The sequence below is a fragment of the Mycobacterium sp. E3198 genome (assembly GCF_001667015.1).
Classification (GTDB): domain Bacteria; phylum Actinomycetota; class Actinomycetes; order Mycobacteriales; family Mycobacteriaceae; genus Mycobacterium.
In genome coordinates, this window is sequence record NZ_LZIS01000078.1 from 1 (window position 1) to 3191 (window position 3191).

Annotated in this window: 3 protein-coding genes and 1 pseudogene; 2 read left to right on the forward strand and 2 right to left on the reverse strand. The window is 67.8% G+C overall.

Annotated elements, in window-relative coordinates; translation table 11 throughout:
- A partial coding sequence (locus A5673_RS08730) for an FAD-binding protein (RefSeq protein ID WP_156748018.1) occupies positions 1-840 on the forward strand: 840 nt, incomplete at its 5' end.
- Position 841: 1 nt separating this feature from the next.
- A complete protein-coding gene (locus tag A5673_RS08735; protein ID WP_068229976.1) occupies positions 842-1702 on the forward strand; it encodes a MaoC family dehydratase in 861 nt (286 codons plus the stop codon).
- Positions 1703-1766: 64 nt separating this feature from the next.
- On the opposite strand, the gene A5673_RS08740 is transcribed toward A5673_RS08735, so the two are convergent.
- Positions 1767-2612, reverse strand: a complete 846-nt coding sequence (locus tag A5673_RS08740) for a DUF559 domain-containing protein (RefSeq protein ID WP_068229978.1) — start codon at positions 2610-2612, stop codon at positions 1767-1769.
- A gap of 122 nt (positions 2613-2734) precedes the next feature.
- Positions 2735-3191, reverse strand: a pseudogene (locus tag A5673_RS08745) (lipid-transfer protein); the annotation flags it as partial.

Genomic DNA, 3191 nt, shown 5'->3' on the forward strand with positions numbered 1-3191 from the left:
CAGCGCGCGCCCATCACCACCGAGTGGACCGTCGGCGCGAAGGCCAACACCGGCGACGGGATTCTCGCCGGCGAAAAGCTGGGAGCCGCGTTGGACTTGATGGAGGACGCCTGGTGGGGCCCGACGGTGCCGCTGGTGGGCGCGCCGTGGTTCGCCCTGTCGGAGCGCAATTCCCCCGGCTCGATCATCGTCAACATGTCGGGCAAGCGGTTCATGAACGAGTCGATGCCCTACGTCGAGGCCTGCCACCACATGTACGGCGGCGAATTCGGCCAGGGGCCCGGGCCGGGCGAGAACATCCCGGCGTGGCTGGTGTTCGACCAGCAGTACCGCGACCGCTACATCTTCGCGGGACTGCAACCGGGACAACGCATTCCGCGCAAATGGCTGGATTCCGGCGTGATCGTCCAGGCGGACACCCTGGCGCAGCTGGCCGAGAAGGCCGGCCTGCCGGGTGATGCGTTGACGGCCACCGTGGCGCGCTTCAACGACTTCGCGCGCTCGGGCGTCGACGAAGACTACCGCCGCGGGGAAAGCGCCTACGACCGCTACTACGGCGACCCCACCAACAAGCCGAACCCCAACCTCGGCGAGATCAGCCACCCGCCCTACTACGCGGCCAAGATGGTGCCCGGCGACCTGGGCACCAAGGGCGGCATCCGCACCGACGTGCACGGCCGCGCGCTGCGCGACGACGGCAGCATCATCGAGGGCCTTTACGCCGCGGGCAATGTCAGCGCCCCGGTGATGGGCCACACCTACCCCGGGCCGGGAGGCACCATCGGGCCGGCGATGACCTTCGGTTATCTGGCGGCGCTGCACATCGCGGGGAGTAACTGACATGCCGATCGACGTCGACGTCGCGCTGAGCGCCGAGCTGGACCCCATCGAATTCTCGTGGTGCAGCAGCGATATCCAGCTCTACCACCTCGGCTTGGGGGCGGGTTCCGATCCGATGGATCCGCGCGAGCTGCGCTATCTGACCGACGACACCCCGCAGGTGCTGCCGACGTTCGGCAACGTCGCGGCCTCCTTCCACATGACCAAACCGCCGACGGTGCAGTTTCCGGGCATCGACATCGAGCTGAGCCGCGTGTTGCACGCCAGCGAGCGGATCGAGGTGCCCGGCCCGCTGCCGCCGTCGGGCTCGGCCAAGGCCGTCACCCGGTTCACCGACATCTGGGACAAGGGCAAGGCCGCGGTGATCTGGAGCGAGACGACCGTCAGCGCCCCGGACGGCACCCTGCTGTGGACCCAGCGGCGGTCGATCTTCGCCCGCGGCGAGGGAGGATTCGGCGGCGAGCGCGGCCCTTCCTCGTCGGATGCGGCGCCGGACCGGGCGCCCGATCTCGAGGTGGACGTGCCGATCCTGCCGCAGCAGGCGCTGCTGTACCGGCTCTGCGGCGACCGCAACCCGCTGCACTCCGACCCCGAATTCGCCGCCGCCGCAGGCTTTCCCAGGCCGATCCTGCACGGCCTGTGCACCTACGGGATGACCTGCAAGGCCATCACCGACGCGCTGTTGGACGGCGACGCGGGGGCGGTCGCGGCCTACGGCGCGCGCTTCGCCGGTGTGGCCTACCCCGGCGAGACGCTCAAGGTCGGCATCTGGAAGGACAACGGCCGGTTCCTGGCCAGCGTTGTGGCGCCGGCGCGCGAGGACGCCGTCGTGCTGAGCGGCGTGGAGCTGGTCCCGGCGTAGCGCTCGGGGCCGTCATTCCCCGCCGAGCGTCACGCTAGCGTGGCGCTCGCGGACCATCGCCACGCTAGCGTGACGCTCGGGTAGCTAATGCGGCTCGAACGCGGCTAATGATCTTTGGGGGGCGATCCCCCGCGACGACCCGGACCACGATCCAGCCCAAGCGCTCGAGCGTTTCACTTCGCCTGATGTCCCACATGTACTGCCAACGGTCCTTGCGGTGTTGCTCGCCGTCATACTCGGCTGCGACTTTCACATTCTCCCAACCCATATCGAGGTAGTACGTCACGTCGTCAAACTCGACGCTGACCGGAATCTGTGTTTGCGGTCTGGGCAAGCCGGCCCGGATCAATAGCAGTCGAAGCCAAGTTTCCTTCGGGGACTGCGCGCCCGCATCCGCAAGACCGATCGCCGAGCGGGCCGACCGGATTCCGCGGCGACCCGGACAACGACCGAACAGCATCTCGAGCTCGGCCACTTTGAGGTCGCTTACCCGCAACAGGTCGTCGATCGCTGCCACCGCGTCATTCGTTGGATACCAGCATCCGAGGTCTAGAGCCGTCCGGGCAGGCGTTGTGACCGGTACCCCGTCGAACAGGACGACCTCATCGTCTTCGACGCGGTCACCATGGACGCGCACACCTGGCACCGGATTTCTGTTGCAGTGCAGAAGCTCAAGCGGCGTCGCAGGGTCCACCCACTCGGCGCCATGTACGGCGGAGGCCGACAGCCCCGCGACGATACCCCGACGTCGCGACCACAGCCATCCCGCGCAGGCGCGAACGAGCGGCGTCAGCTCAGCACCCTGGTTGACATAGACGTCACGCAACAACTTGGTATATCGAGTCCGCAACGCGCTCTTGAGGACGTCGCCGCTCGCAACGGCCTCACTACCGATGAACGGCTCCACCATGCCGGCAGCGTCCCAGGAGGCAAATCGAGTGTCACGTCAGCGTGGGTCAGCCATCCACAGGCGTCACCCCAGCGTGACGCTCGACGCCGACGGCCACGCTAGCGTGACGCTCGGCGTAGGCGCTAGCCGAGGATCAAGCCCGACGTGGGTACACCCGTGCCCGCCGTGACGAGAACGTGCTCGACGTCGGGCACCGGGTTCACCGAGGTGCCGCGCAATTGCCGCACGCCCTCGGCGATGCCGTTCATGCCGTGGATATAGGCCTCGCCCAGTTGACCGCCGTGCGTGTTGATCGGCAGCCGACCGCCCACCTCGATCGCGCCGTCGGCGATGAAGTCTTTCGCCTCGCCGCGACCGCAGAACCCCAACTCCTCCAACTGAATCAGGGTGAACGGCGTGAAGTGGTCGTAGAGAATCGCGGTCTGAATGTCGGACGGCTTGAGCCCGGACTGCCCCCACAGCTGCCGGCCCACGACGCCCATCTCGGGCAGGCCGAGCTCGGGCCGGTAGTAGCTGACCATCGTGTACTGGTCGGGGCTGGATCCCTGCGCGGCCGCCTCGATGATCGCCGGCCGCTGC